20 protein-coding genes are annotated in these 23,091 nt (G+C 63.9%); 13 read left to right on the top strand and 7 right to left on the bottom strand.

The genetic code is table 11. From position 1 onward, the window contains the following. Nucleotides 1–91: 91 nt before the first annotated feature. From M5B42_RS27340 to M5B42_RS27330, 3 genes are read right to left on the bottom strand one after another with little or no spacing between them, the layout of a single operon-like run. Nucleotides 92–1,987 (bottom strand): ATP-binding protein, encoded by a 1,896-nt coding sequence (locus tag M5B42_RS27340; protein WP_248747559.1) that lies wholly within the window; start codon nt 1,985–1,987, stop codon nt 92–94. Continuing rightward, nucleotides 1,984–2,895 (bottom strand): ABC transporter substrate-binding protein, encoded by a 912-nt coding sequence (locus tag M5B42_RS27335; protein WP_248747558.1) that lies wholly within the window; start codon nt 2,893–2,895, stop codon nt 1,984–1,986. The genes M5B42_RS27340 and M5B42_RS27335 overlap by 4 nt, the downstream gene beginning before the upstream one ends. Before the next feature lie 23 nt (nt 2,896–2,918). Next, nucleotides 2,919–4,997 carry a TonB-dependent receptor gene (locus M5B42_RS27330; protein WP_248747582.1) on the bottom strand — a complete coding sequence of 693 codons (2,079 nt, stop codon included), beginning with the start codon at nt 4,995–4,997 and terminating at the stop codon, nt 2,919–2,921. Between the two features lie 240 nt (nt 4,998–5,237). On the opposite strand from M5B42_RS27330, the gene M5B42_RS27325 reads away from it, so the two are divergent. The 3 genes from M5B42_RS27325 to sixA are packed head-to-tail and all read left to right on the top strand — an operon-like array spanning nt 5,238 to nt 7,069. After that, nucleotides 5,238–6,263, top strand: a complete 1,026-nt coding sequence (locus tag M5B42_RS27325) for an NAD(P)H-dependent glycerol-3-phosphate dehydrogenase (RefSeq protein ID WP_177100378.1) — start codon at nt 5,238–5,240, stop codon at nt 6,261–6,263. Between the two features lie 24 nt (nt 6,264–6,287). Further along, complete coding sequence (locus M5B42_RS27320; RefSeq protein WP_248747557.1) at nt 6,288–6,623, top strand: DUF4389 domain-containing protein; 336 nt, start codon at nt 6,288–6,290, stop codon at nt 6,621–6,623. Further along, nucleotides 6,620–7,069: a phosphohistidine phosphatase SixA gene (gene sixA / locus M5B42_RS27315; RefSeq protein WP_177100376.1), complete on the top strand. Its 450-nt coding sequence runs from the start codon at nt 6,620–6,622 to the stop codon at nt 7,067–7,069. The genes M5B42_RS27320 and sixA overlap by 4 nt, the downstream gene beginning before the upstream one ends. A 3-nt stretch (nt 7,070–7,072) precedes the next feature. On the opposite strand, the gene M5B42_RS27310 is transcribed toward sixA, so the two are convergent. After that, nucleotides 7,073–7,888, bottom strand: a complete 816-nt coding sequence (locus tag M5B42_RS27310; RefSeq protein ID WP_248747556.1) for a pentapeptide repeat-containing protein — start codon at nt 7,886–7,888, stop codon at nt 7,073–7,075. Between the two features lie 222 nt (nt 7,889–8,110). Here M5B42_RS27310 and M5B42_RS27305 point away from each other — a divergent pair, with 222 nt between their 5' ends. From M5B42_RS27305 to M5B42_RS27285, 5 genes are all read left to right on the top strand, one after another. Continuing rightward, on the top strand, nt 8,111–8,554 hold the full coding sequence (locus M5B42_RS27305) for a hotdog fold thioesterase (RefSeq protein ID WP_103498777.1): 444 nt from the start codon (nt 8,111–8,113) through the stop codon (nt 8,552–8,554). A 111-nt stretch (nt 8,555–8,665) separates the two neighbouring features. Further along, nucleotides 8,666–9,475: an alpha/beta hydrolase gene (locus M5B42_RS27300; RefSeq protein ID WP_177100372.1), complete on the top strand. Its 810-nt coding sequence runs from the start codon at nt 8,666–8,668 to the stop codon at nt 9,473–9,475. Further along, nucleotides 9,472–10,326, top strand: a complete 855-nt coding sequence (locus tag M5B42_RS27295) for an alpha/beta hydrolase (RefSeq protein ID WP_152737174.1) — start codon at nt 9,472–9,474, stop codon at nt 10,324–10,326. The genes M5B42_RS27300 and M5B42_RS27295 overlap by 4 nt, the downstream gene beginning before the upstream one ends. A gap of 147 nt (nt 10,327–10,473) precedes the next feature. After that, nucleotides 10,474–11,292 carry a DUF4892 domain-containing protein gene (locus tag M5B42_RS27290; protein WP_248747581.1) on the top strand — a complete coding sequence of 273 codons (819 nt, stop codon included), beginning with the start codon at nt 10,474–10,476 and terminating at the stop codon, nt 11,290–11,292. A 126-nt stretch (nt 11,293–11,418) separates the two neighbouring features. Next, nucleotides 11,419–12,471, top strand: coding sequence for an AI-2E family transporter (locus M5B42_RS27285; protein ID WP_103498780.1), 1,053 nt, complete (start codon nt 11,419–11,421; stop codon nt 12,469–12,471). A 135-nt stretch (nt 12,472–12,606) separates the two neighbouring features. On the opposite strand, the gene M5B42_RS27280 is transcribed toward M5B42_RS27285, so the two are convergent. From M5B42_RS27280 to M5B42_RS27270, 3 genes are all read right to left on the bottom strand, one after another. Continuing rightward, nucleotides 12,607–13,488, bottom strand: coding sequence for an EF-hand domain-containing protein (locus tag M5B42_RS27280; protein WP_248747555.1), 882 nt, complete (start codon nt 13,486–13,488; stop codon nt 12,607–12,609). A 115-nt stretch (nt 13,489–13,603) separates the two neighbouring features. Continuing rightward, nucleotides 13,604–14,644, bottom strand: coding sequence for an ATP-binding protein (locus M5B42_RS27275; protein WP_103498614.1), 1,041 nt, complete (start codon nt 14,642–14,644; stop codon nt 13,604–13,606). Further along, on the bottom strand, nt 14,644–15,408 hold the full coding sequence (locus M5B42_RS27270) for a response regulator (protein ID WP_248747554.1): 765 nt from the start codon (nt 15,406–15,408) through the stop codon (nt 14,644–14,646). Before M5B42_RS27270 ends, M5B42_RS27275 begins: the two co-directional genes overlap by 1 nt. Nucleotides 15,409–15,759: 351 nt before the next feature. Here M5B42_RS27270 and kdpF point away from each other — a divergent pair, with 351 nt between their 5' ends. The 5 genes from kdpF to M5B42_RS27245 all read left to right on the top strand — a co-directional run bounded on the left by kdpF (nt 15,760) and on the right by M5B42_RS27245 (nt 23,062). After that, nucleotides 15,760–15,849, top strand: coding sequence for a K(+)-transporting ATPase subunit F (kdpF, locus tag M5B42_RS27265; RefSeq protein ID WP_017128001.1), 90 nt, complete (start codon nt 15,760–15,762; stop codon nt 15,847–15,849). Nucleotides 15,850–15,860: 11 nt separating this feature from the next. Next, nucleotides 15,861–17,555, top strand: coding sequence for a potassium-transporting ATPase subunit KdpA (kdpA, locus tag M5B42_RS27260; RefSeq protein ID WP_248747553.1), 1,695 nt, complete (start codon nt 15,861–15,863; stop codon nt 17,553–17,555). A 10-nt stretch (nt 17,556–17,565) separates the two neighbouring features. After that, complete coding sequence (gene kdpB, locus M5B42_RS27255; protein WP_103498617.1) at nt 17,566–19,629, top strand: potassium-transporting ATPase subunit KdpB; 2,064 nt, start codon at nt 17,566–17,568, stop codon at nt 19,627–19,629. 70 nt (nt 19,630–19,699) lie between these two features. Continuing rightward, nucleotides 19,700–20,251, top strand: coding sequence for a potassium-transporting ATPase subunit KdpC (gene kdpC, locus M5B42_RS27250; RefSeq protein WP_103498618.1), 552 nt, complete (start codon nt 19,700–19,702; stop codon nt 20,249–20,251). Nucleotides 20,252–20,410: 159 nt separating this feature from the next. Continuing rightward, nucleotides 20,411–23,062, top strand: coding sequence for a sensor histidine kinase KdpD (locus M5B42_RS27245; RefSeq protein WP_248747552.1), 2,652 nt, complete (start codon nt 20,411–20,413; stop codon nt 23,060–23,062). Nucleotides 23,063–23,091: the final 29 nt, after the last annotated feature.

Genomic DNA, 23,091 nt, shown 5'->3' with positions numbered 1-23,091 from the left:
CACTGAAATTTTTATTCAAGCCGGTTTTCCAGCTCATTCGGGTGCCTAAGACTGCCGCACTTTCGTCTTTCACGCCAGTCGCACATCGTATTCAGGGCAGCCATTGCTGGAGAACCTGTTGTAAATCCACGCGTTTGAAGGGCTTGGACAGGTAGTCGTTCATGCCCGCGCGCAGGCAGCTTTCGCGGTCGCCCTGCAAGGCGTTGGCGGTCAGGGCGATGATCGGTACCTGAGCGTACTCCGGCAACTGGCGGATTTGCCGGGTGGCTTCGTAGCCGTCGACGATCGGTAGCCGGCAGTCCATCAGGATCGCCGCGAACAGGCCGTTGCGGGCCCGGTCGATGGCCTGGGCACCGTCGGTGGCCAGGCTGACATCGAAGCCCAGGCCACGCAACATGGCGTCGATGACCGTCTGGTTGACCGGGTTGTCCTCCACCAGCAGCACCTTGCGTCCTTCGCCATGGCCGCTGGGCGCGGGCGCCAGGACGGCGGCTTGGGTCGGGTGGTGCAGGGCCAGGGGGATTTCCAGGGTGAACACCGAGCCCCGGCCTTCTTCGCTGCGGGCATGCAGGGTGCCGCCCATGCGCTCGGCCAGGGTCCGCGCAATCGGCAGGCCCAGGCCGGTGCCGCCGTAGCGCCGGGAGATCGAGCTGTCGGCCTGCTGGAAGGCGTCGAACATCAGTTCCAGGCGTTCGCTGGAAATACCGATGCCGCTGTCGCGCACCGTGCAGGTGAACCACAGCACATCGTCGTCCAGCGCCTGCCAGTGCGGCTCGATGCCGACGCTGCCATGTTCGGTGAATTTCAGCGCATTGCCGATCAGGTTGACCAGGATCTGGCGGATCCGCGTCGGGTCGCCCTTGACCTGCAAGGCCTGCATGTCCGTGGGGATCTGCAGGTCCAGCTCCAGGCCGCGCTGGCTGGCGTTGTGCTGGAAGGCCTGGGCGCAACTGCCGATCAGCTCGGCGAGGTTGAACGGAATATGTTCCAGCTCCAGGGCCGAACGTTCGATCCGCGAGAAATCGAGGATGTCGTTGATCACCTTGAGCAGGTGTTCGGTGGACTCCGAGGCCAGGGCCGCGTATTCGCTCTGTTCCTCGGTCATTTCGGTGGTTTCGAGCAGTTGCAGCATACCCAGTACACCGTTCATCGGCGTGCGCAGTTCGTGGCTCATCATGGCCAGGAAGTCCGACTTGGCATTGTTCGCCCGCTCCGCCTCTTCACGGGTCTGTATCAGTTGGGCGATGGCCTGGTGCTGTTCGCGACTGGCCTGGTCGAGGGCGCCGGCGAGGTTGTTGATATGCCGCGCCAGGGCGCCGAGCTCGGCGTCGTCGACCACTGGCAACTGGGTCTTGTAGTCACCCTGTTGAATCGCCTTGACCGCCAGGCCCATGGCGCTGATCGGCTGCGCCAGGCTGGCCGCCAGGCGCCGCGCGAGGAGAAAGGTGAAGATCAGGGCGAACAGCGCGAGGATCCCGGCCTTGAGCAGTATTTCCTGTTGCCGCTGGCTGAAGGCGTCATTGGACATGCCGACAATCACCCGCCCCAGGTAGTCCTCGCTCTGCGTTACGCCGGGTGCGCTGCCTTCCTGCAGGAAGTCATTTTCCAACTGAATCCGTTGCAGGCGTACCGGCGCCTGGAACAATTTCACCGACTGCAGCCGGAAGTGTTCCTGGGAGGGCTGCTCGACATACACCAGGATATTGTTGCTGCGGTCCTGAACCTCGAGGAAACGCACGTGGGGGGTGGCCAGGGTCGCCCGCATCAGGCTTTCGAGGACTTCGTTGTTGCCGGAAATCACCCCGTATTCGGTGGCCGGCGCCAGTTGGTTGGCGATCAGTTGACCGGTGTGGTCGAGTTCCTGGCGCAGGTCCTGGATCCGCACGAAGGTGAAGAAACTGATCAGCAGCAAGGTCAGCAACAGCGCGGGGCCGAGGCTGATCATCTGGGTCCGGGCGCTGATGCCCCAATACCGTCGCAGGGTCATGGGCGGGTCTCTCCTTCGGCCAGCCGGGAGGCGAGCGAGGCTTCGTCGATCGGTTCGATACCCAGGGAGCGGGCGACTTGCGGGTTGCTCAGGACCTTGAAGCGTTGCGGGTACAGGCTGCCCGGCCAACTGGACGGGGCGCGGTCGAGCAACTGGTCGAGAACCGCCAGCCAGTCGGTCTGGTCGCTGAAGGTGCTGGCCAGGCTGCCGGCCTTGACGAAGCCGGCATTGGGGCCGATCAGTGCCAGTTGCCGGGCATAGCTGCTGAGCAGCAGGTTCTTCGCGGTCCTGGGGTTGTACAAGGTCGGGTCGTCCAGCCCGAGCAGCACGTCGCAGCTCTTGAGCAGGGTTTGCAGGGGCCGGCTGTCGCCGGTGTCGTCCCAGCGCTGGGGGACGATCTCCAGTCCCAGGGGGCGGGCCGCCTGGTTCAGTTCGGCCAGCAGGAATTCGCTGTCGCGGGTATAGAGCACGCCAATCCGCCGTGCCTGGGGCATCACTTCGCGGATCAGGCGCAGTTGGCGTGACAGCGGCGGGTCGCTCCAGAGCAGGCTGAGATTGGCGGTCGCTGCGCTGTCCAGGCGTTGCATGGCCTGCAGGCGGCTGATACGCAGGACCAGGGTCGCCGGCCCCTGTTTATCCTTCAGCCGCCAGTCCAGGCTGGGTGGGTCCAGCAGGATCAGGCGGGTGGCCGGGGGCAGGCGGCTGGGTTCGGGCATCTGCGCCAGGGGCACGAAGCGTATCTGGTCGTGCGGGCGCTGTTGCGCCAGGGCGGCGGTAAAGGCCTGGACCCCGGGGCTGTCCTCGACGCCGGTCAGCAGCACCTCGGCCGAGCGAGCCGGGAGGCTCGCCAGCAGCACGAGCAGGGCCAGGCCCAGTCGCCTCAGGCGCCAGCTCCATGCCGATGTCATCCTTGACCCCAGGCGGCTCATGTTCAGAACTCCAGTTCTGCGCTGAAGTACAGGGCACTGCGCTGGTTGTAGTTGTTGTCGGGCCAGGTGATGGGCTGGTCGTCGAGACGTTGTTGCAGCATCCCGGCCAGTTCCAGGCTGGCCCGGCGAAAGGGAATCCGCTTGGCCAGGCGCAGGTCGACCCGTTCGAAGCGATACTGGTTGATGGCGTCGTCGCCATAGTAGAAGACCGAACTCGACCAGCCGCCGCCCCAGTCGCGCATCCAGCCGGCCGAGCCACTGTTGCGGGCGGTGAACTGCTTGTCGACCGGGTTGCTGGCCTGGACATCGACATAGGCATAGGTCAGGCGCAGGCGGTCGGCATTGTCCAGGCGCCAGTCGAACTGGGCTTCGCTGCCGGTGAAGCGGGAGCTGTTGGCGTTGCTGGCGATAAACTGGTTGTTGCGCAACGGCGTGCTGATCATGTCGCTGATTTCGTCATAGAACAGCTTCACGTCCAGGCTCAGGCCGATCTCGGCGAAGAAACCGTTGTAGCCCAGTTCCCGCGAGCGCATCCGCTCCTTGTCCAGGTTTCCCGGGCCACGGGTCTGGACGAAATACTGGCCGCTGGTCTGGCCGTAGGTCGGCGAGCTCAGGTTGGTGACCTTGTAGCTCCAGTTGACGTTGTTCTCGAACATGTCCGGCGAGCGGATCGCTTCGGAATAGACCGCGCGCAAGCCGTGCCGGGGATTGATCAGGTAGTTGACTGCAAAGCGCGGGGTCAGGGAGGCGCCGGTCAGTTGCGCGTCTTCGTACATGGCACCACCCTGCACCAGCCAATGCTCGCTGGCGCGCCATTCGAGCTGGCCGAACAGGCGCCAGGTACTGTCGTCGATGGTGCCGTTGAAATAGGTCTCGGAGTCGGCCTTGTCATAACGATAGTTCATGCCGCTGACCAGGCGCAGGCTGTCCGAGAGGCTCAGGGTGTCCTGCAGTTCGAGGTCATAGCGGGTCTCGCGGGTGCTCTGGTCGATATTGCCGCAGACCGTCTGGCTGGCGCCCTGATTGAACCATTGGTCCAGAACCTGATTGGCCAGTGCCTGTTCCGAGACGCCACCCGGAGGGGGCCTGCCGACTGCGTACTGGGTCATGTTACGTGCCAGGTTTTCGGCATAGTTGGGGTTCAACTGCCACAACTGAGTCAGTTGTGGGCTGAATGACACCTTGGCATCACAGGCTTGCCAGACCTGCTGGCGATCCCAATGTTGGGCCGAACCCTGGATATACAGGCTGTGTTGGGGATTGATATCCAGGTTCCAGCGCAGGGAACCGGCGTAGTCCTTGGCCAGCACATCGGAGTTGTCGCCGGCCGCGGTGATCCCGGGGAACACCGCCTGGTAGGTATAGGGCCGCTGGTTGGTGCCGTCCTTGACGTTCAACTGCCAGTCGATGCTCTGTTGTTCGTTGAGCATCTGGCTGACCGAGAGGCTGACCCGGGTGACACGCCGGCCGTCGCGGTAGTCATTGCCCAAGTGGTCGCTCTGGAACCCCTCGTCCTCCTCGCCGGACATCGACAGGCGCAGGTCGCCGGTACCCCAGCCGGTGCCCTGGCTGGCGTACCAGTCATTGATGCCGCGCTCGCCGCGGGTGATCTTCAGGGTTGAGCCATGGGTGCTGCCCGGTGACTTGGTGAGGATATTGACCACCGCCATCAGCGCATTGGCGCCATAGCTGACGGTGTTCGGGCCGCGAAATACCTCGATGCGCTCGATATCCTCGAGGGCTACCGGGATATCGCTCCAGTCCACGGTCGCCAGGCCCGCGCGATAGACCGAGCGGCCATCGATCAGCACCTGCATGCGCCGGGCGTTGGAGGCATCGGTGCCATGGTAGTTGATGCTGGCCTGGTTGCCGTTGGTGTAGCCGACCATCATCCCCGGCACCAGGCGCAGCAGCTCGCTGATATCCCGGGCGCCGCTGGCCTTGATCAGTTCGTTGTCGATGACCGTCATGCTGCCGGGTACCGCGGCCGGCGATTGTTTCAGGCGGGTGGCCGTCAGCACCTCGGGCAGGGGCTGGTTTTCCATAAACAGGTCGTCAGCCAGCAACGGGCCGCTGAACATCAGGGCCAGGACGAAGGAGGAACGCGTGGTGGGAGGGCCAAAAGACACGGCACAGCCTTGAAAAAAATAATAGCCGTGCATGTTAACCGAGCTTGCCGGGTTTGCCATGGCGTATGGCCGTCATTGTATAGGCTGAATCGGTCAAGCGCTCAGGCCAGGGGATTCGTATTGGGGCTGGCTGCCGGTGGCGTGCTCCGTATAATGCAGCCATCGCCATTGGTAGGGATAGACGGGTTACATATGACTGAACAGTACCCAATCGCGGTTCTGGGGGGCGGAAGTTTCGGCACCGCCATCGCCAATCTGCTGGCCGAGAACGGTCACCGGGTGCGCCAATGGATGCGCGATCCCGAGCAGGCCGAGTCCATTCGCGTCAATCGTGAGAATCCGCGTTACCTCAAGGGCATCAAGGTGCATCCGGCGGTCGAGCCAGTCACCGACCTGGTCGCGACCCTCGAGGACTGTGAACTGTTTTTTGTCGCCTTGCCCTCCAGCGCCTTGCGCAGTGTGCTGGCGCCCCATGCCGGGCGCCTGGTGGGCAAGCTGCTGGTGAGCTTGACCAAAGGCATCGAGGCCCACACCTTCAAGCTGATGAGCGAGATCCTCGAAGATATCGCCCCGCAAGCACGGATCGGCGTGTTGTCCGGGCCGAACCTGGCCCGCGAAGTGGCCGAGCACGCCTTGACCGCCACGGTGGTCGCCAGCGAGGACGAAGAGCTTTGCAGCCGTGTCCAGGCCGCGTTGCATGGGCGGACCTTCCGCGTCTATGCCAGCGCCGACCGCTTCGGCGTCGAGCTGGGCGGAGCGTTGAAGAACGTCTACGCGATCATTGCCGGCATGGCGGTGGCGCTGGACATGGGCGAGAACACCAAGAGCATGCTGATTACCCGGGCCCTGGCGGAAATGACCCGCTTTGCCGTCAGCCAGGGCGCCAACCCCATGACCTTCCTCGGCCTGGCCGGGGTCGGCGACCTGATCGTCACCTGTTCCTCGCCGAAGAGCCGCAACTATCAGGTCGGCTTTGCCCTCGGCCAGGGCCTGAGCCTGGAAGAGGCGGTCACCCGCCTGGGTGAAGTCGCCGAAGGGGTCAATACTCTCAAGGTGCTGAAGGTCAAGGCGCAGGAAGTCGGAGTCTATATGCCCCTGGTGGCCGGTTTGCATGCCATTCTGTTTGAAGGGCGAACCCTGACCCAGGTGATCGAGCTATTGATGCGCGGCGAGCCGAAAACCGATGTCGATTTTATTTCCACCAGCGGTTTCAACTGATATTCAGCGCCACGGGAGCGAGCCATGAACGAGTCCAAGTACGAATCCATTGTGTTGCGCATTGTCTGGATGCTGGTGTTCCTGCTGGTCTGGCAGGTCGCGCAGTTCATCCTCGGCGGGGTGGTGCTGGTGCAGCTGGGTTACAGATTGTTCTACGGCGCGCCAAGCGCCAACCTGATGAACTTCGGCGACAGCCTGAGCCAGTTCCTGGCCCAGATCGGTCGCTTCGGCAGTTTCCATACCGAACAGAAGCCTTGGCCGTTCGCCGATTGGCCGAGCCCACGGGCTCCGGAAGGCGAAGCCCCGCATGTGGTGCCGCCAGCGCCGCATCCGGCCCGTGATGAGGAGCCCAAGCTATGAAAGTCTGGGTTCTGCGTCATGGTGAAGCCGAACCCCAGGCCCGCAGCGACGCCGAACGGGCGTTGACCGCCCACGGCCGCGAGCAGGTCCTGCGCAGTGCCGCGCACCTGATCGGCCAGCCGTTGCAGGCGATCTACGCCAGTCCTTACCTGAGGGCGCAGCAAACCGCGCAGCTGGTACGTGATGCGCTCGGTTTCGATGCAGAGATCATCACCGTGCCCTGGCTGACCCCCGAGGGTAATCCGCGGGATGTCAGCCAGCGGCTCGACACCGGCGAGAACCTGTTGCTGGTCAGCCATCAGCCGTTGGTGGGCAATCTGCTCAGCCTGTTGCAGCACGGCCATGTGCGCCAGCCGGAGCCCATGGGCACGGCCAGCCTGGCCGAGCTGGAAGGGGAGTTGCCGCTGGACGGGGCGATGACGCTGCTGGGCGTCAGGCACCCCTGAGGTTCAGTGACTCAACACCGCGCCGAGCAGGTCGGTGCGGGTGTTTTTCAAGGTCGCGGCGTTGACCTTGGCGCCCTTGAACAGACAGGCTTCAAAGTGACCTGAGAGCACCGCATTCCTCAGGTCGCAATGGCTGAAGTCGTTGCTTTTGAAACCACTCGAGAGCAACGCGCCGTTAAGGTTGGCCGCCCTGAAGTCGGCCTCCTGGTATTGCCCGAAAAATCTCACCCCGCGTAAATCGCCACCGCTCAGGTCGACGCCGATCATATTGACGTTGGTCACCTGCAAGGTCCGTAACGCCTGGCAGATGGAAGCCTTGCTCCAGTACCTGAACGCGCGACGGGTTTCGTCGTCCTGGAATGGCAGGCACGCGACGGCTTGATGATCCTTGGTGGCAATGTTCTGGGCGCAGCGCTTCAGGGCGTTGGTCAGTTGCGGTGACAGCGAGGGCGGCACCCGCAAGTCGAAGAGTTTCTTCTGCACATGCAGGGATACCCGGCCGCCACCGTCCAGGTGAACGCCGTCCCAACTGTTGAGGATGCCGGTAAAGCGCGCGGCGGCGGCCACCATCAATTCCAGCAGGTCGGCCAACGGGTACTGGCGCAGGGATGGCGCGCTGCCGAGGAACACCCGAGCCTGGGCCAGTGAGTCCTTCAAACCCAGCAGGGTCAGGTCCCGTTCGATCTGCGAGAAATCGTCTGGCATCAGCTCGCAGATCGTGCGGCTGTGCAGCTCGCTCGGGTGGGGGGTTGAGAGAACGGGGACCTGGGGGTCACCCGAGGGCATGAAGCGACGAAGAAGACGGCCTATCGTTGCCATGGAGATCTCTTGCAAGGGCTGGAAGGCGGAAATTCGACGCGATATGCCCCTTGGCGACTATCAGATTCCGCCCGGATTTCCTCGTGTGGGCTGTTGCCTCCTGCGTGCCGCGGGGCCTTTTTCAGCTTGCGAGCTTCTGTTCTTCCGTGAAATAGTCGACCGAGCGTCTGCTTGGTTGGCTGGCCGCCGGCATGACGAACAACCACAGTAGGGGAATCAACCATGGCTTTGTGGCGCACCGTACCGAATCTCGAACAACTCAATGCCTCGCAGAAAAACACCATCGGCGAACTGCTGGATATTCGCTTCGAAGCCTTTGACGATGAATCGCTGACCGCCAGCATGGTGATCGATCATCGCACCCACCAACCCTACGGGCTGCTGCACGGCGGCGCCTCGGTGGTGCTGGCCGAAAGCGTCGGCTCGATGGCCAGCTACCTGTGCATCGACGCGAGCAAATTCTATTGCGTGGGCCTGGAAATCAACGCCAACCACCTGCGCGGCTTGCGCAGCGGGCGGGTGACCGCCGTGGCCAAGGCCATTCATATCGGTCGCACCACCCATGTCTGGGATATCCGCCTGAGCAGTGACGAGGGCAAGGCCAGCTGCGTGTCGCGCCTGACCATGGCCGTGGTGCCGCTGGGGCAAACACCGCCGGCGCGCTGAGCCGGGTCATAGCCATGGCCGGACTGTCATCATTCCTGGCAGTTACGGTCATTGCTGTGGGACCCGTGCGTGCCGACAATGAACACTTGTTTTTTTCGAGATGCTCCCGGTATGTCGCAGCCCGTGTTCTTTGCCCACGCCAACGGTTTTCCCTCGGGGACCTACGGCAAGTTGTTCGCCGCGCTGGCCCCGGAATATCAGGTGGCGCATCTGCAACAGCATGCCCACGACCCGCGTTTCCCGGCGGACGATAACTGGCACAATCTGGTCGACGAACTGATCCACCATCTGGAGCAGCAGCCCGAACCGGTCTGGGGTGTCGGCCATTCCCTGGGCGGCGTTCTGCATCTGCACGCGGCCCTGCGTCGCCCGCAGCTCTACAGGGGCGTGGTGATGCTTGACTCACCGGTGCTGACCCGTGCCGACCAGTGGGTGATCCGCGCCGCCAAGCGCCTGGGTTTTATCGATCGGCTGACGCCGGCCGGGCGCACCCTGGGGCGTCGGGAAGAGTTCACCGACCTCGCCGCCGCGCGTCAGTACTTTGCCGGCAAGACCCTGTTTCGCGGCTTTGATCCGGAGTGCTTCGACGCGTACCTGCAACATGGTCTGCGCCAGGACGGCGGGCGCTTGCGCCTGAGCTTCGATCCGGCCACGGAAATCAGCATCTATCGTGGTGTGCCGCACACCAGCCCGGGCCTGGCCCGGCATTTGAAGGTGCCGCTGGCGGTGGTCCGTGGCCAGCAGAGCCGGGTGGTCATGCCCCATCACACCCGCAGTGTCGGCCGCCTGCCCCATGGCGAATCCCTGAGCATGCCCGGCGGTCACATGTTTCCCCTGGAGCGTCCGCAGGACACCGCGCGTTTGCTCAAGGATATTTTCGCCCGCTGGGAACGCCAGGACGGGCAGGGACGTTGCGCATGAGCCATCCGGTCGAAGAGGTACGCCTGAGCCTGCCGCATATCGAGTTGGCGGCTCATCTGTTCGGTCCCGAGGACGGGCAGCCGGTGATTGCCCTGCATGGTTGGCTGGACAACGCCAACAGCTTCGCGCGCCTGGCGCCGAAGCTGCACGGCCTGCGTATCGTCGCCCTGGACATGGCCGGGCACGGGCATTCCGGACATCGACCGGTGGGCGCCGGGTATGCGTTGTGGGACTACGTCTACGATGTCTTGCAGGTGGCCGAACAGTTGGGCTGGAAGCGCTTCAGCCTGTTGGGGCATTCGTTGGGCGCGATTGTCTCGATCGTGCTGGCCGGTGCCTTGCCGGAGCGGGTGACGCGCCTGGCCCTGATCGACGGCGTGATTCCCCCTACCAGCAGTGGCGAAAACGCCGCCGAACGCCTGGGCATGGCCTTGCAGGCGCAGTTGGAATTACAGGACAAGCGCAAGTCGGTGCATGGGACCCTGGACCGGGCCATCGAAGCGCGCATGAAAGGGATGGTGGCGGTCAGCCGTGAAGCCGCTGAGTTGCTGGCCCAGCGCGGACTGATGCCGGTGCCCGGCGGCTACACCTGGCGCAGCGACAACCGCCTGACCCTGCCGTCGCCGTTGCGCCTGACCGAGGAGCAGGCCATGGCCTTTATCCGTCGTATCGCCTGCCCGGCGCAGTTGGTGGTGGCCGAGCAAGGCATACTGGCCCAGCACAAGGACTTGCTCGATCGTCTACCCTTTAGCCTGGAGCACCTGCCGGGTGGGCACCATCTGCACTTGAACGACGAGGCCGGGGCCATCCTTGTCGCAGACTGTTTCAATCGCTTTTTCTCCACGCCTTGACTTGTCGCCTGCAACTGTCGAGGCTTGGTGGGTTGAAAGGGAGACAACCATGCCAGACCTCGACCTCCACACGACCTTGAGTCGTCCTGTTCCGGCACGTTCTGTTCCGGTTATCGCGCTTACCGTTCAGGCCCTGTCTATCCGATGATGAAGTTATCCACAGCCCTGGCCTGCGCCTTTGGGATGGCCTGCTGCAGTTCGCCGCTTTTCGCCGCCGATGTACCAGGCAGTCATGACCTGGCGCTGGTGCCGCGTCTGGCCGATGCGCAGATCGTCGACTATCGGGCGCCGGCCGAGCTGGAACGGATTTATCCACAGAGCGCGATCCGCAAGATCAGCAACCGCCTGCGCACCGATGCCCAGGTCAGCGCCCGTGGGCAGATGACCTCGGTGACCTATGAGCTGCCGCCCGAGCATGGCGCCGACGAAGCCTTCACCGCGGCGCGCGAAGCCTTGCAGAAGGAGGGCGCGCAGTTGCTGTTCTGGTGCCAGGCCCGCGACTGTGGGGAAAACAGCCTGTGGGCCAATGAAGTGTTCGGTAATTCCACGTTGTCCGGTGCCGACGATCAGCAGGCTTACCTGCTGCTGCGCCTTGCGGCCCCGGCGGACAATTCGCTGGTGGCGTTGTACAGCATCACTCGCGGCAACCGCCGGGCCTACCTGCATGTGGAGCAGTTCGCCTCCGCTTCGCCGCTGGGCGAATTGCTGCCCACCTCCGCGACCTTGCTGCGGGAACTGCGCGATACCGGCAAGCTCGACTTCCCGAAATTGGCCGGCGCCCCCCAGGATGCCTGGGTCACCCTGATTTCCCGGGGCCTGAACCTGGACGCTACCTTGCGGGTCAGCCTTTCTGGAGCCTCCGCCGAGGCCTGGCGCCAGGCGCTGATGGCCCAGGGCGTGAGGGCCGCGCGCCTGGAGGCGGGCAGCGCCACCTCCAGTGGTTTGCATATCGAATTGCTGCGTTAGACGCTGTACGAATGACCACCGAGAGACGATCATGCGCGTTTACCGCTGAACCCGGGTCGTCTGTCGGTAAACGCCTGACCCGGGCTTGGCCTACGCTTTCATTGCCGTCTCCTGTCTGGAAAGACCATGCCCAATAATGATCGTCTGCTGGTGCAGATACTGCTCCTGGTACTGTTCGGTGCCACCTTGTGGGTGCTGGCGCCGTTCTGGTCGGCGCTGTTCTGGGGCGCCGTGCTGGCGTTTGCCAGTTGGCCGCTGATGCGCCTGTTGACCCGTGTGCTCGGTCACCGCGAATCCCTGGCGGCCGGGCTGCTGACGTTGGGTTGGATGTTGCTGGTGGCCGTGCCCCTGGTCTGGCTGGGGCTCAACCTGGCGGACCATGTGCGCGATGCGGTGACCTTTATCAAGGATGCCCAGGTCGACGGGCTGCCCGCGGCCCCGGCCTGGCTGGGCAGCTTGCCGATCGTCGGCGAACGCCTGGTGGGTCTCTGGAACACCATCGACCAGCAGGGCGCGGCCTTGCTGGTGACGATCAAGCCTTATCTGGGGCAGGTCGGCAACTGGTTGCTGGCGCGCAGCGCGCAGATCGGCGGCGGGATCCTCGAACTGACCCTGAGCATTGTCTTCGTGTTCTTTTTCTATCGCGACGGTCCGCGACTGGCGACCTTTATCCACGGCTTGCTGGAGCGGCTGATCGGCGAGCGTGCCGATTACTACCAGGAGCTGGTGGCGGGCACGGTGCAGCGGGTGGTCAACGGGGTGATCGGCACGGCGGCGGCCCAGGCCCTGCTGGCGTTGATCGGCTTCCTGATCGCCGGTATTCCCGGGGCCCTGGTACTGGGCATCGCGACCTTCCTGCTCAGCCTGATTCCCATGGGACCGCCGCTGGTCTGGATTCCCGCCACGGCCTGGCTGGCCTGGAAAGGCGAGTACGGGATGGCGGTGTTTCTCGGGATCTGGGGCACGTTCATCATCAGTGGCGTGGACAACGTACTCAAGCCGTACCTGATCAGCCGTGGCGGCAACCTGCCGTTGGTGATTGTGTTGCTGGGAGTGTTTGGCGGCTTGATCGCCTTCGGCTTTATCGGCCTGTTTATCGGCCCGACCTTGCTGGCGGTGGCCTACAGCTTGCTGATCGACTGGAGCGCGAGCCAGTCGCGGCGTGAAGAGAAATCCTGACCTTCGTTCGATCTTGAAAGCAGCACCGAACCTGTAGGAGCGTGGCTTGCCCGCGAAGAGGCCCTTGAGACCGCTAAAAGCTTCGCGGGCAAGCCATGCTCCTACAAGGTCAGGTGTGTTCTTACAGCCGATGGATCAGGCCGCAGCGGCAGTGACGTTACCGCTCTGTGCCACGGTCTGGCTCTTGAGGTTGACCATCAAGCGGCTCAACGCCTCTTTGATGTTGTCCTGGGCGGTCTGGCTATTGGTGCCCGAACCGGTACCCGAGCCGCTACCGCTGTTGCCGCTCGCATTGGCCAGGGCCTGGAGCAGGAACGTGGTGGCGTTGAAGCTGGAACTGCTTGTGCTGCTGGTGCTGGTCGTGTCAGTGGTCGACCCCGTCGAACTGCTGCTCGAAGTGCCCTGCAAGGCGCTGGTCAACTCGGCCTGGCTGATGCTGCCGTCGCCATTGGTGTCCAGTTCACTGAACAGGTCAGTGGCGGACACGGTTTGTGGCGGTGGTGGTGGCGGCTGGATCCCGGACAGGGCCGAAGCCAGTTCGCTGCTGCTGATGCTGCCGCTGTTGTCGGTGTCCAGAGCGCTGAACAGCGAGGAACTGTCGGCGGTGCTGCCGGCGTTGGTCAGCCCGGCGGCCAGTTCGCTGCTGCTGATGGAACCGTCACCATTGGTGTCCAGGGACTGGAGCAGCTCATCGGCCAGTTGGGTATCGGGCTTGCCGCCGCCATGACCGCCGTGGGCGTGGGGCTTCATCGCCGACAGTTCGGTGGCACTGATGGTGCCGCTGCCGTCGGTGTCCAGCGCGCTGAAATTCTGACTCAGGTCATTGAGCACTTTGCTGCCGCTGTTCTGCGACAGGGCGGCGTTCAGTTCGTCCTTGCTGATGGAGCCGTCACCATTGGTGTCGAGCTTGGCCAGCAGTTGCTTCTGGAACTGTTGCTGGCGTTGTGTCGCTGTCGTGCTGCTGGTGTTGTAACCGGTATAGCTCGAGTAGTTGCTGACGCTACTGATCGTGCTCATAAGTGCACACTCCCTAAGTGTTGGCAAAGCCAATGACAGTGCATCGGCTTGTGCAGACTCCAAGGCTCAGGTGTCGAGGGTGTGTGGGCTTTGTACCAGTCGTTACACAGAGGGCTCAGGCCCGGGGCAGACGGACCACGGCGGTCAGGCCGCCGCCCGGGGTTTCCTCCAGGGTCAGCTCGCCGCCCAGGCGCTGGGCCGCTTCCCGGGCGATAGTCATGCCCAGGCCGACGCCGCCGGAATTGCGGTTGCGCGAACCTTCCAGGCGATAGAAGGGTTCGAACACCGCCTCGCGTTTTTCCGCGGCAATCCCCGGACCATGGTCGATCACCCGGATCAGCAATTGCCGACGGCTGTCTTCCAGGGTGATCAGGGCGTCGCCGGCATAACGCAGGGCATTGTCCAGCAGGTTGTTCAGGCACGAACGCAATGCCATGGGCTGCACCAGCAACGGCGCGCAGTGGCCGCTGGCCTGGACCTGCGAGCCCTGGTCCTGGGCGTTTTCGCAGAGGGATTCGACCAGCGCCTGGACGTCCATCCATTGCATGGCTTCGCTGGTGCGCTGCTCATGCAGGTAACTGAGGGTGGCATCGAGCATGCCGATCATGTCGTCCAGGTCCTGGCGCATCTGGCCCTGGAGTTTCATGTTGTCGACCTGTTCGAGCCGCAGCTTGAGGCGTGACAACGGCGTGCGCAGGTCGTGGGAGACCGCGCCAAGCATGCGTCCGCGTTGCTGCACCTGTTCGCGGATGCGCTGCTGCATCAGGTTGAAGGTGTTGGCCGCCAGCCGTGCCTCACGCGGGCCGGTCTCATCCAGCGGCGGGCTGTTGAGGTCTTCGCTGAGACGTTCGGCGGCGTCGCTCAGGCGCTGGATCGGCCGCGATAGCAGCTTGGCGCCATACCAGGCGACAATCACCAGGGAAATGATCTGCAGCGTCAGCGGCACCAGCGGTCCGCCGAACCAGGGGCGGGGCGGGCGGCGGTGGGGCGGCGGATGGTCGGGGTCGAAATTTTCCATCATGCCGGGAGGTGGCGGCGGTGGTGGCCCGCCACCGTAATGATGGAACCAGAGAAAACCCAGCAAATGGGCGAGGATGATCGCCACCAGCGACACGCCGAACAGGCGACCGAACAGCGTGTCGAGGCGTGCGCGCATCAGCCGATCTCTTTTGCGTCGAACAGGTAGCCTTCACCGCGCACGGTCTTGATCAATTGCGGCGATTTCGGGTCGTCGCCGAGTTTCTGCCGCAGACGCGAGACCAGCAGGTCGATGCTGCGGTCGAAGGCCTCGATGGAGCGACCCCGGGCGGCATCGAGCAACTGCTCGCGGCTGAGGACCCGGCGCGGGCGTTCGATAAACACCCAGAGCAGGCGGAACTCGGCGTTGGACAGCGGCACCACCAGCCCGTCGTCGGCGATCAGCTGGCGCAGCACACTGTTCAGGCGCCAGTTGTCGAAGCGGATATTGGCCCGCTGTTCGGTGCGGTCGTCACGTACCCGGCGCAGGATGGTCTGGATCCGGGCCACCAGCTCACGGGGCTCGAAGGGCTTGGCCATGTAATCGTCGGCGCCCAGTTCCAGGCCGATGATCCGGTCGGTGGGTTCGCAACGGGCGGTGAGCATCAGGATCGGGATGTCCGATTCGGTGCGCAGCCAGCGGCACAGCGACAGGCCGTCTTCACCCGGAAGCATCAGGTCGAGGACCACCACGTCGAAGGTTTCAAGCTGCAAGGCCTGGCGCATGCCGGCGCCGTCGGTGACACCGGTGGCCTGGATGCTGAAGCGTGCCAGGTAGTCGATCAGCAGTTCGCGGATGGGAATATCGTCATCGACGATCAGCGCGCGGACATTCCAGCGCTTGTCATCGCTCGGTGGGAGCGGTTTGTTGACATCAGCCAGAGGAGCGGGAGTGTTCTGCATGCGGGCGATTATCTACCGGTAAGCGGCCAACCACGAAAGAGGGGCCGCGAATTGTTGCAGGATAGGTACCCGGTCCGAAGGCCGGAATCCCTTTCAAGTGTAGCTATGCACGAAGCTACAGGGGGCGGATGTTGGCCGCTTGTCGGTTTTGTATCGAGACTGATACAAGCGGCCCGCGTCAAATCGGTCATCTCCCTGGAACTCCTACGGATTCTAGGGTGTAACTCCTACGTAAAGTCACTCTTTACGCCTTCTTTACGCATCGCCCCCGGCCTCGCCCTCGTTCCTTTACGGCCTCCCTCACGACAATAAGCCCCACACACGGCCGTTGCCGTACCAAGGGGAAATTCCATGAGCATTCTGGACGGGGTGTCACTGCTGCTGGCTGTGGCGCTGTTCATTTATCTACTGGTTGCGCTGTTGCGCGCGGACCGGAACTAGGAGCGGCAGGTATGCACAGTTATGACTATTTGCTGATCCTGGCGTTTCTCGTGCTGGTGCTTGCGCCGGCACCGGCATTGGGGCGGTTCTACTACAACGTGATGGAAGGTAAGCGGACCTGGCTGACGCCGGTGTTCGGGCCGCTGGAACGGGCCTGTTATCGCCTGTCCGGGGTCGATGCCAGCAGCGAGCAGAGCTGGCAGAAATATGCCCTGGCCTTGTTTGCCTTCAACCTGGCGGGGTTTGTGCTGCTATTCGCGATTCTGCTGTTCCAGCAATACCTGCCGCTCAACCCGCAGAATCTGCCGGGCCTGGAGTGGACCCTGTCGTTCAACACCGCCATCAGTTTCATGACCAACACCAACTGGCAGAACTACAGTGGTGAAGCGTCCCTGAGCTACCTGAGCCAGATGGCCGGCCTGACCGTGCAGAACTTCGTCAGTGCCGCCACCGGCCTGGCCGTGCTGGTCGCCTTGTGCCGTGGCATCAGTCGGCGCTCGACGGCGACCCTGGGCAACTTCTGGGTCGACATGACCCGGGCCACGCTCTACGGCCTGCTGCCGATGTGCCTGATCATGGCGCTGTTCCTGGTCTGGCAGGGTGTTCCGCAGACCTTCGCGCACTACGTCAATGCCGTGACCCTGCAGGGCGTCGACCAGGTTATTCCCCTGGGCCCGGCGGCCAGCCAGATCGCGATCAAGCAACTAGGCACCAACGGCGGCGGTTTCTTCGGCGTCAACTCGGCCCATCCGTTCGAAAACCCCACGGCCCTGAGCGACCTGATCGAGTTGGTGTCGATCATCCTGATTCCGGCGGCACTGGTCTTCACCTTCGGCCATTACGTCAAGGACCTGCGCCAGAGCCGAGCCATCATGGGCTGCATGCTCGCCCTGCTGCTGATCGGCGGCGCGGTCTCGCTGTATGCCGAGTATCAGCCGAACCCGGCGCTGCACAATCCACTGGTGGAGCAGACCGCTCCGTTGGAGGGCAAGGAAACCCGTTTCGGTACCACCGCCAGCGTGCTTTGGGCAGTGACCACCACGGCCGCCTCGAACGGCTCGGTCAACGCCATGCATGACAGCCTCAATCCCCTGAGCGGGATGGTGGCGCTGGTCAACATGATGGTCGGCGAAGTGATCTTCGGCGGCGTCGGCGCGGGCCTCTACGGCATGCTGCTGAACGTGCTGATCGCGGTATTCCTCGCGGGCCTGATGATCGGTCGTACTCCGGAATACCTGGGCAAAAAACTCCAGGCCAAGGAAGTGCAACTGCTGGTGGTGACCTTGCTGGTGATGCCAGTGGGCACCCTGGTGCTCGGCGCGCTGGCTGCCAGCCTGCCTGGACCTGCCGCGGCCGTCAGCAACCCGGGGCCCCATGGCTTCAGTCAACTGCTGTACGCCTACACCTCGGCCACCGCGAATAACGGTTCGGCGTTCGGTGGTTTCAGTGCCAACACCACGTTCCACAACCTGATGATGAGCCTGAGCATGCTGCTCGGTCGCTTCGGTTACATCTTCCCGGTACTGGCCCTGGCCGGCAGCCTGGCGATGAAGAAGACCGCACCGATTGGCCAGAACAGTTTTCCGACCCATGGCCTGCTGTTTGTCACGTTGCTGACGGTGACCATCCTGCTGGTGGGTGGCTTGACCTTCCTGCCGACGCTGGCGCTGGGCCCGATTGCCGAACATCTGAGCATGGGTTTCTGAGGAAATAATGATGAATATGCCTCTTCCCGCAGCAAAAACGGCGCAAGCCAGACCGGCCGAGCCAGCCAAGACCGCGATGTCCGCCCTGTGGCGTCCGGCCCTGGTCCAAGCTTTCGTCAAGCTCGACCCGCGCCAGTTGCAACGTGCACCTGTGATGTTCGTGGTCGAACTGACGGCGATCCTGACCACTGTCCTGTGCTTTGTGCCGGACAGCACTGTTTCGATCTTTATCTCCGCCCAGATCGCCCTCTGGCTGTGGTTCACCGTGTTGTTCGCCAACTTTGCCGAGGCCCTGGCCGAAGGGCGCGGCAAGGCCCGCGCCGACAGCCTGAAGGCCGGCAGCGAAGGCCTGGTGGCCCATCGCCGCAAGGCCAATGGCAGCTTCGAATCGGTTCCCGCCGCCAACCTGCGCAAAGGTGACGTGGTACGGGTGGCCGCCGGGGAAATGATCCCTGGCGACGGCGAGGTGATCGAAGGGATCGCCGCCGTCAACGAAGCGGCGATTACCGGTGAGTCCGCGCCGGTGATTCGTGAGTCCGGCGGCGACCGCTCGGCGGTCACCGGCAATACCCGCCTGGTGTCCGACTGGCTGATCGTGCGCATCACCGCCAACCCCGGTGAATCGACCCTGGACCGCATGATCGCGTTGGTGGAAGGTGCCAAGCGCCAGAAGACCCCCAACGAAGTGGCGCTGGATATCCTGCTGATCGGCTTGACCCTGATCTTCCTGCTGGTGGTGGTGACCCTGCAGCCGTTCGCCCACTTCTCCGGTGGCAGCCTGCCGCTGGTGTTCCTGGTGGCATTGCTGGTGACCCTGATTCCGACCACCATCGGCGGCCTGCTCTCGGCCATCGGTATCGCCGGGATGGATCGCCTGGTGCGCTTGAACGTGATCGCCAAATCCGGTCGCGCGGTGGAAGCGGCGGGTGACGTGCATGTGCTGTTGCTGGACAAGACCGGCACCATCACCTTCGGCAACCGTCGCTGCACGGCGGTCTACGCCACCCCTGGCGTCAGCGCCAAGGAGCTGGCTGAAGGCGCCTTGCTGGCTTCGCTGGCGGACGACACCGCCGAAGGCAAGTCGATTGTCGAGTACCTGCGTGAACTGCATCCGCAGCAAGAACCGACCGCGGCCGAACTGACCGCCGTGCCGTTCAGCGCCGAAACGCGGCTGTCGGGTGTCGACTACCAGGGCCGGGTCTATCGCAAGGGCGCGGTGGATTCACTGCTGGCCTTTGTCGGCCAGAAACGCAGCGACCTGTCGCCGGTTTTGTCCCGGGAAGTCGACCGGATCGCCCAGAGCGGTGGTACGCCGTTGCTGGTCTGCGCCGATGGTCGTCTGCTGGGGGCCATTCACCTGAAGGATGTGGTCAAACCAGGCATTCGTGATCGCTTCGCCGAATTGCGCAAGCTGGGTATCCGCACCGTGATGGTGACCGGCGACAACCCGCTGACCGCCGCCGCGATTGCGGCCGAGGCGGGGGTTGACGATGTGCTGGCCGAAGCCACCCCGGAGAAGAAGCTGGCGCGAATTCGCCTGGAGCAGAACGACGGTCGTCTGGTGGCGATGTGCGGTGACGGTGCCAACGACGCCCCGGCACTGGCCCAGGCCGACGTCGGCATGGCGATGAACGATGGCACCCAGGCCGCGCGTGAAGCGGCGAACATGGTCGACCTCGACAGCGACCCGACCAAGCTGCTGGACGTGGTGCAGATCGGCAAGGAATTGCTGGTCACCCGAGGGGCGCTGACCACCTTCTCGATTGCCAACGACGTGGCCAAGTACTTCGCCATCCTGCCGGCGCTGTTCGCCTCGATTTATCCACAGCTGGGCGTGCTCAACGTCATGCACCTGACCAGCCCGCAGAGCGCGATCCTCTCGGCGATCGTGTTCAACGCCCTGATCATCGTCGTGCTGATCCCGCTGGCCCTGCGTGGCGTGCGGGTGCAGGCGGCGAGTGCCGCCCACCTGTTGCGGCGCAACCTGCTGATCTACGGGCTAGGCGGGATCGTGGTGCCGTTCGTGGGGATCAAGGCCATCGACATGCTGCTGACGGCGCTGCACCTGGTGTGACGCGTTTTTCTGCAGGGGCCGGCAAGCCGGCGCCTGCAGGTTGTGTACCCCTGAATTTGAGGAATTGAACATGTCCAGCGTAGTACGTCCGGCCTTGAGCCTGTTGGTCCTGATGACCCTGATTACCGGTGTCGCCTATCCCCTGGTGGTCACCGGCGTGGCCCAGGTGGTCTTCCCGGCGCAGGCCAATGGCAGCCTGGTGCGTGATGCCGACGGCAAGGTCCGTGGCTCGAGCCTGATTGCCCAGGATTTCACCGGTGACACCTGGTTCCATCCGCGGCCTTCGGCGGGGGCCTTTGCCACCGTGTCGAGCTCGTCGAGCAACCTGAGCCCGAGCAACCCGGCCCTGGCCACGCGGATCTTCGACGATGCGACCAAGCAGGCGGTGCCCGGCCAGGGCCCGGTGCCTCTGTCGATGCTGACCACCTCGGCCAGCGGCCTCGATCCGCACTTGCCACCTGAAGCGATTCGCTATCAACTGGCGCGGGTAGCGCAGGCGCGCAACCTGCCGACGGCCGATGTCGAGCGCCTGGTTGAAATGCATATCGAGCAACCGCTGATTGGCCCACCGGTGGTCAATGTGCTTGCCTTGAATGCGGCCCTGGCCGAAGTTTCGAAGTAACGCGGCCAATGCCGCCAACACCGCGAACCTTGTAGGAGCCGGCTTGCTGGCGATGCGATCTGGTAGCCGACATCGTTGTTGCCTGGATAACCGCTATCGCCAGCAAGCCGGCTCTTACAAGGAGCGGTGGTGTCAGCTTCATAAGTGAGAACCGATGACATGAGTGATTCCGGTCGCGCCGACGCGCTCCTAGCAGAACTGCCCCGCGACGGTCGTGGCCGGCTCAAGGTCTTCCTCGGCGCTTCGCCCGGTGTCGGCAAGACCTACGCCATGTTGCAGGCCGCCCACACTCAACTGCGCCAGGGTGTGAAGCTCCTCGCCGGGGTGGTGGAAACCCACGGCCGCGCGGAAACCGAGGCGCTGCTCAGCGGTTTGCCGCAGCAGCCGCTGGTGCGCTCCGAATATCGCGGGGTCCTGCTTGAAGAAATGGACCTCGACGGCCTGCTCAAGGCCAAGCCCAAGCTGGTGCTGGTCGATGAATTGGCCCACAGCAACGCCCCCAACAGCCGTCACGTCAAACGCTGGCAGGATGTCCAGGAGTTGCTGGCCGCCGGTATCGATGTGTTCACCACGGTCAACGTCCAGCACCTGGAAAGCCTCAATGACCAGGTGCGCGGTATTACCGGTGTGCAGGTCCGTGAAACCTTGCCGGACTGGGTCCTGCAGGAGGCCGACGAACTGCTGCTGATCGACCTGCCGCCCCGGGAACTGCTGGAGCGCCTGCGCGACGGCAAGGTCTATGTGCCGGAGCAGGCCCGCGCCGCCATCGATGCATTTTTTACCCAGACCAACCTCACCGCCTTGCGCGAACTGGCCATGCAGACGGCCGCGGCCCAGGTCGACAACGACCTGGCCCTCGGTTACCGGACCCTCGGCCAGGCGGCGCCGGCCCTGCGCGGACGCCTGCTGGTGGGAGTGGATGGCGATGCCCAGGCCGAGCGCCTGGTGCGCCATGCCAGTCGGGTCGCCCAGCGCCGGCATCTGCCCTGGAGCCTGGTGCATGTGGACAATGGCAGCGTGCGCGACGAGCAGTCGCGCCTGCGTCTGCAAAGTGCCCAGCAACTGGCCGAGCGTCTCGGCGGCGAAGTAGTGCTGCTGCGCGCCGGGGAAGTGGCCAAGACCCTGATTCAACATGCCGCCGAACGCCGCGCCAGCCTGGTGCTGGTGGGGCAGTCACGGCAACGTTGGCATCGCCGACTGTTTGGCGGAGGCCTGGCAGCGCGTTTGTTGCGCAATGCCCACGGCCTGGAAATCAATGTGCTGGACCGTGACGAAGAGCAACAGGTGGCGCGTACCCGCGATCCGCAAGCGGTGGTCTGGTTCGACTACGCGATGGCTCTGGTGGCGACGATCCTGGCCACCGCCCTGGCCTGGGGCGTGGCCAGTGTGCTGCCATTGCCGAATATTTCCCTGGTGTTCCTCGCCGCCGTGTTACTGGTGGCAGTGCGCAGCAGCCTGGGGCCGTCGCTGGCCTGTGCGGTGCTGTCGTTCCTGAGTTACGACTTCCTGTTTATCCCGCCGAAATTCTCCTTCGCCATCCAGCGTGAGGAGGATGTGCTGACGCTGCTGTTTTTCCTCTTGATGGCAGCGCTCACCGGTAACCTCGCGGCGCGTCAGCGGCGGCAGCTGGAGGCCCTGCGCGATACCCAGGAAGAAACCAGCGAACTGCTCGACCTGTCGCGCAAGCTGACCGCGGCCACTGATCGCCAGGCGGTCATCAGTGCCGCTTCACAGCACCTCAGTGGTTGGGAAGAGCTGCAAATCTGTCTGCTCAATCGCGACGGCCAGGGCGGTTGGAAAGTCGAGACCGGCGGCCCGCAGACCTTCTCCGAGTCCGAGCGGGCCGCCGCCGACTGGGCCTGGCAGCACGACCAGCCAGCGGGCATGGGCACCGGCACCTTGCCGTTCGGGCGTTGGTGGTGGTGGCCGTTGTCGGCGGAAGAGGGGCCACTGGCCCTGTTGGGGGTCTCCCCCAAAGAGGGACAGACCCTGAGCGGGCAGCGTCGCCGTTTGTTGACCGCCCTCAGCCAGCCGCTGGCCCAGGCCCTGGCCCGGGCGCAGTTGGCCGATGACCTCGAGGCCGCTCGCCTGCACGGCGAAACCGAACAACTGCGCAGTGCCTTGCTCGCCTCGGTGTCCCATGACTTGCGTACCCCGCTGACGTCCATGCGCGGCAGCATCGACAGCCTGTTGGCGCTGGGCGAGGCGATTCCCCTGGAAGATCGCCGGGAACTGCTGGAAGGCACCCGCGACGAAGCCGAGCGCCTGGACCGTTATATCCAGAACCTGCTGGACATGACCCGGCTCGGCCACGGGGCGCTGAAGCTGGCCCGCGACTGGGTCGCGCCGGCGGATATCATCGGCAGCGCGCTGAACCGGCTGCGGGCGGTGTTGGCGCCGTTGCAGGTCAGTACCGAGTTGCCGGCGGATTTGCCACTACTCTATGTACACGCGGCGCTGATCGAACAGGCGCTGATCAACGTGATGGAAAATGCCGCGCGCTTTTCACCGCCCCAGGGGCGCCTGCAACTGCGTGCCGGCACCACCGACAAGGAGCTGTTTTTTTCCGTCAGTGACGAAGGACCGGGGATTCCGCAAGATGAGCGGCACAAGATTTTCGACATGTTCTACACCGCCGCCCGTGGCGATCGCGGCGGGCAGGGTACGGGCCTGGGCCTTGCGATCTGCCAGGGGATGGTCGGCGCACACGGCGGACATATTGCCGTGGATGATGGCATTGACGGCCATGGCACCTGTATCACCCTGTTCCTCCCTTTGCAGGAGCAACCGGGCATTGAAAGTGAAGCCTGATATGCTTTGGCCACCGATTGCCATGATGT

It is taken from the genome of Pseudomonas sp. MWU12-2037, from assembly GCF_023242345.1.
GTDB lineage: Bacteria > Pseudomonadota > Gammaproteobacteria > Pseudomonadales > Pseudomonadaceae > Aquipseudomonas > Aquipseudomonas gingeri_D.
This window is presented reverse-complemented; position numbering and strand designations above follow the sequence as displayed.